At 44.5% G+C, this 5484-nt stretch carries 3 protein-coding genes and 1 pseudogene; 2 read left to right on the forward strand and 2 right to left on the reverse strand.

The window, feature by feature from the left end; all coding sequences use genetic code 11:
• Positions 1 to 574 precede the first annotated feature (574 nt).
• On the forward strand, positions 575 to 1597 hold the full coding sequence (locus MHN01_RS15070; protein ID WP_239412098.1) for a PTS sugar transporter subunit IIC: 1023 nt from the start codon (positions 575 to 577) through the stop codon (positions 1595 to 1597).
• 206 nt (positions 1598 to 1803) lie between these two features.
• Positions 1804 to 2706: a LysR family transcriptional regulator gene (locus MHN01_RS15075; RefSeq protein ID WP_239412099.1), complete on the forward strand. Its 903-nt coding sequence runs from the start codon at positions 1804 to 1806 to the stop codon at positions 2704 to 2706.
• A 101-nt stretch (positions 2707 to 2807) separates the two neighbouring features.
• Here MHN01_RS15075 and MHN01_RS15080 read toward each other — a convergent pair whose 3' ends face one another.
• Entirely contained in the window at positions 2808 to 4394 is a 1587-nt protein-coding gene (locus tag MHN01_RS15080) for an L-lactate permease (RefSeq protein ID WP_239412100.1), read from the reverse strand.
• A gap of 733 nt (positions 4395 to 5127) precedes the next feature.
• Positions 5128 to 5484, reverse strand: a pseudogene (locus MHN01_RS15085) (4Fe-4S ferredoxin); the annotation flags it as partial.

Genomic DNA, 5484 nt, shown 5'->3' on the forward strand with positions numbered 1-5484 from the left:
ACAACGCATATGTCTCAGTAATACTGCCCCCTGAGATTGCGCAGAAAAGTAACATATTGTGACTCTCGATGCCAAGTGTTATTTAACAAGCTGCCCGCCCCTATCAAAACTGAGATTATCCTCTCTTATATATAGCGATAACGACGCTTTGCCCAACCGTATCCGTTAACACTTTTGGAAAACAATGTGACTCGCCTTAAGGATATAAACCTGCTTTCACAACAGAACATGAAGCAGTTCAAAAATCATACAACAGAGTTATGTTAGGTTAATCAACAGGAATCAAAGTTAATTTAAACTACGTCTCGACATGGTGATCGTTATGAACAGTCATTTTCTGTCAAAGAAGAAACTATCGGCTTGTATAGGCCAACTCCTCCCCTGAGGTAAAACTTACGCTGACAGTCTGTCAAGCATGGCTTACTTCATCTCTCTGGCAAAACTCAACTTCCACCTCAAAATCACAATACCCGATCCCGGTTAATTTCAGCTTCTATCTTCATTCATCAATTAATTTAATACTTTGGGCGTAGCTCTGCTTTCGTTCGCCCTAAAAAAATGATAAGGAAATAATATGGAAATTATCCTCGGTATTGCTGCGCTACTGGCAGCGTTGGGCTTGTTTTCAGTATTCAGTTTCAAGGCTCCCAACGGCAGTGCGGCTATGAGTGGCCTTGCTGATGCCGCCATTGCGACCTTTCTGGTTGAAGCGATTCACAAATATGTAATGGGCAACCTGCTTGGCATCGAGTATCTGGCTGATTTTGGCAACATGGTTGGTGGCATGGGGGGGGTCGCAGCGGCTACCCTCGTCATGCTACGAATGGGGGTTCAACCTGTCTTTGCCATCGTTACAGGTTTGGCCATGGCCAACCTCGGGATCCTCGAGGGCTTCATTGCCGGTTACCTATTCTCTTTTGCAACACCGCTATTTAAGAAATACCTTCCCGAAGGCGTCGATGTCATTGTCGGTGTCTTGACCCTGGCACCGCTGGCCAGACTGCTTGGTATCTTCATCAGCCCGGGACTGGATATGCTGATGGGCACACTGGCCAATATGATCACCGAAGCTACCCTGCTATCTCCGCTTGCTATGGGCTTCTTGCTAGGTGGCTTAATTAAGATGGTCTGTACATCCCCGCTAAGTTCAATGGCACTCACAGCTATGCTCGGTTTGACGGGCTTGCCGATGGGGATAGCAGCCATCGCTTGTGTCGGTGGTTCGTTTACCAACGGATATATTTTCCACAGCCTCAAGCTTGGCAAATCCAGCAACACTATCAGTGTCATGCTGGAGCCTCTGACCCAGGCACATATCGTAACCCGTAACCCTGTGCCTATTTTTATGTCGAACTTCCTGGGTGGTGCCATGGCAGGTACCATCGCCGCCTACTTCGGTATTATCAATGATGCCCCGGGCAGTGCAGCACCGATTCCAGGACTGCTTGCCTCTATCGCCTTCAACGAGCCGCTAACACTGTTCATGGCAGTGGTTGCCGCTGCTTTCGCAGGCGTTGTCGGTGGTGTAATTGGTAACCAGATCTATAAACGTTTGTTGGCTGACCGTGTTCCATTACAGCAATTTGTAAATGGTTAATCATCAAAGGTAATACACAAAGTCGATATAGGCTTACCCTTTGGTAAGCCTTTCTTTTCTTCCGCAATACTTCTTATTAATCCAGTCATCACTAACGTGATCAACAGGGCAAAACGAGCACCTCAATTTATTCATTTACTAAATACCTGACATTTAATTGCTATAATTCAACAACCCTAGAAATTGTTGCAAAAAGTATACTAATAATGCGAAACACCGATGACTTCCTGATTTTTTACCACCTGATCGAACAAGGCTCTTTCAGCAAAGCTGCCGAGCAGGTTGGCTTAACCAAATCCGTTGTCAGTAAACGTATCACTCGGCTTGAAGAAGAGCTTGGCGTACAGCTTCTATACCGCACAACACGCAAACTTACCCTGACTGAGGCCGGTGAAGTCTTCTTCAGTCATGCCCGCGAGGTCTACCTATCTGTACAAAATGCTGAAGATGCGATGAGCGGCCTCGGTGAAAGCCTTTCCGGCAGTATACGTATCACCGTTCCGACGATTTCCGGCGAACTAATTTTGCCCCAGGCCATTGCAGAGTTCAGCGAGAAGTATCCAGACATAACGGTTCATATGGATCTGGATAACCGTTTTGTCGACATAGTCGAGGAAGGCTATGATCTCGCCATCCGCACCGGTGTGCTTCCGGATTCAAGTTTTATCGCCCGCCGGCTCGCTGATGCCCACTGGGTGATCTGTGGAGCTCCTGCTTACTTCGAGCGTCGCAGCGAACCAAAAACCTATCAAGATTTGGCAGATCACAACTGTCTTGCCTATTCCTATCAAGAAACAGGGGCCACCGAGTGGCTGTTCAAAGGGACATCGTCACCTTTTACCGTCAAAGTCGCTGGCAATTTCAGTACCAACAATGCCTCGGCGTTAAGACGTGCGGCGCTAATAGGACAGGGACTGGTATATGTACCCAAAGTGTTGGTCGCCGATGATCTGCGAGAAGGAAGACTGGTAGAAGTGCTACAGCACCAGGTCGCAAAGTGTCTCGGAATCTTTGCCATCTACCCCTACACACGCCACCAACCGGCAAAAATAAAGCTATTCATTGAACACCTTTACCAATGCTATCGACAACATGAAGATAAGTTCTAAGCACTAAAAAGTGTGGCCACCTCTGGCCACACTCTTATTTTCTTATCTTGTTTTTTCTTACATTGCCTCTTCTTATATCGACACTTTCAGATATCAAGTACCTAAATCAGGGTACTCATTACCGCAGCACCCACACCGTAAACCACCATGGGTACAACCGTTCGCTTGATAATAAAACCTTCTTTATTGGCAATACCGAGAATAGTCGACACCGCAATAATATTATTGATGCACACCATATTTCCCATAGCGCCTCCTACCGATTGCAACGCTAGGATTGTTGTCTGCGGTAGCCCGACGTTGATGGCGATGGTCTGCTGAATCGCTCCAAAAGTAAGGTTAGATACTGTCGCCGATCCCGAGAAGAAAGCCCCAAGCGCCCCAAGATAAGCCGCAACATACTGCCAGCTGGTTCCCATCAGATCGGAAAACGCCTGACCCGTTGTCATAATCGGTGAATTTTCACCGCCCGTCATCATCAGCTTAACCATAATCAAGGCACCAACCAGAGCAATGAATGGCATCTTGATGCGGTTTCCAGTTTCGGCAAACATCTGCTTAACCACACCGGCAGGTAGCTTAAACAGTGGAATTGAGATCAGAACCACCAATAGGAACGGAATAAGCGCGGGCACATACAGTGTTTTATACGCCCAAGACACATCGGTACCTAAAATGTGGCTGAGTTTAAATATCAACGCCTGGCTGATACTAAAATCACCCAGCGGACCAAATGACACACTGAGCATCTCTGTACTGTCCGTTAACATCCCCTTAATGCCAAACTGCTTTATGCGGGTAACAATCAAAATCACAATCAACAAAATAGTCGGCGTCATTGCTTTGAACACATCACGCGCCGCAACGGGGGCAGACGCCTTATTATCCTCGGATGGTTGAATTGCGACCAAACCAAAACCACTTCGCGCCGTGATCACAGACAGCACCAGGCCGATGGCGCCACCCACCAAGGCAGGAAACTCATAGTTCCATTGCGCCAGCAAGAAATAAGGCACCGTACAAGATAAAGTACTAATAAGAACAAACAGATAATTACGGCGAATTTCATTCCAGCTCACGATAAAACACAATGCCATAGGAGGGATAATAAAAGCAGCAATAAGATGAATGAGTGCCGTGATCTTGCCCGTTTCTAACAAGGCAACGTCATCGAGGCCCAGGTTAGAGAAGCCAAACCACGTTGGTGTGCCTACCGCACCAAAAGATACCGGCACAGAGTTCATTACCAATGCCAGCATGGCGACTTTCAACGGGTTGAAGCCAAGGCCCACCAATATAGGTGCCGCGATGGCTGCCGGGGTACCAAAGCCGGATGCCCCCTCAATCATAAAAGCAAATGCCCAGCCAATGATCATCAGTTGCGCAACCTGGTTACGGCTAATACCTTCCAGCCAGCGACGAATAACGTCCTCAGCACCTGACAGGTATATCATTCGATTCAAAAGAATAGCACCAGCAACAATTGAAATCGGCGTGATTGCAGATAACATACCAGCAATGATATTGGCATTGACTAAAGTTATATCAGTGCCAAAGTAAAACAATTGCAGTGCACCGACCATTGCTGCCGTAATAGGCAAAGCAATATGAGACGGTACGCCATTCTTCTTTGTCATCATCCAAATAAGAATAACAATTGGTATCACCGATAAAAATAGGGACGTCATTAAAATATACTCCGTGTATTCAGACCCAGTTATCGCCATATAAAACAGCATGTGTATAGTAATTCGGGTCTTGCTAACTTTGATGTGTAAACTACACATTCATTTTTATTATTGAAGGCTGAGCGTATTATTATTGTGGGTTAATTATTTTAATGACCTTTTTAATTATTACCACTCCACAGACAACACCTAGTTAACCAAATACCCACAAACCAACCAATAACGCCCTGATAACACAACATCCCAAAACAAAACTAAATCTATTAAAACAATCACTTAAACAAAAACACAAAAAGCACTCATTATTATTAAAAAGGTATATGACACAGTAAGTTTCGCAAACAGTCACTATTACGTGGATAATCAAAAGTAAATTACGCTTTTTAGCTTCGAGTAATCACAATCGTTATCAATGGCTATAAAATACAATATTGTAAACTTACAAAATAACTTATACCGCAGGCCAATTTAACATTAAAAGGTGAAATAAAATAACAACCACAATTGTTGGTGCTATTCATTTATATATAAAGAATATGAAAAATTAAGATTAAATATGAATAATAAAAAATGACAAAGATCTAATAATTTAATAATTAACCCTAAATGCCTATTGCAAGATATCTTCATTCAAAAAAAATAAAAGCATTTTATTCAACCATAAAAAAGAGCAAGCTGTACTACAGCCTGCTCTTTCAATTTAAAAATATTATCAGTAGCTAAATATATAAGGTTAGCTTGTACGCGCCTGACTCACTTTATCGACCAAATAGAGAATAGAGCGATACTCAATGCCGCTATGCTCTGATAGCCCGATCTCACAAGTGCGGCTATTCGAGTAACCTTCTTTACAATTCTCAGGCACCTGAGCTTTGAGTGGAGACAACGCCGACTCGTTCAACTCCGGTGTCGTAAAACCTTTATCACCGGCGAAACCACAACATTGAATATCTTCCGGAATAATCACCTGATTGGCACAAGCCTCGGTCACTTGTTGCATGACTCCGGCCAACCCTTTACGGCGTGAAGTACAGGTAATATGTAGCATCACAGGTTCATCCTGAGGTGTAATATCAAGGCGTGGCATCAC

The organism is Photobacterium sp. OFAV2-7 (assembly GCF_022347985.1).
Classification (GTDB): Bacteria; Pseudomonadota; Gammaproteobacteria; order Enterobacterales; family Vibrionaceae; genus Photobacterium.

Coding starts and splice junctions, on each gene's coding strand:
- MHN01_RS15080 (WP_239412100.1), bottom strand. CDS start 4,394: ATGACGTCCCTATTTTTATCGGTGATACCAATTGTTATTCTTATTTGG.
- MHN01_RS15075 (WP_239412099.1), top strand. CDS start 1,804: ATGCGAAACACCGATGACTTCCTGATTTTTTACCACCTGATCGAACAA.
- MHN01_RS15070 (WP_239412098.1), top strand. CDS start 575: ATGGAAATTATCCTCGGTATTGCTGCGCTACTGGCAGCGTTGGGCTTG.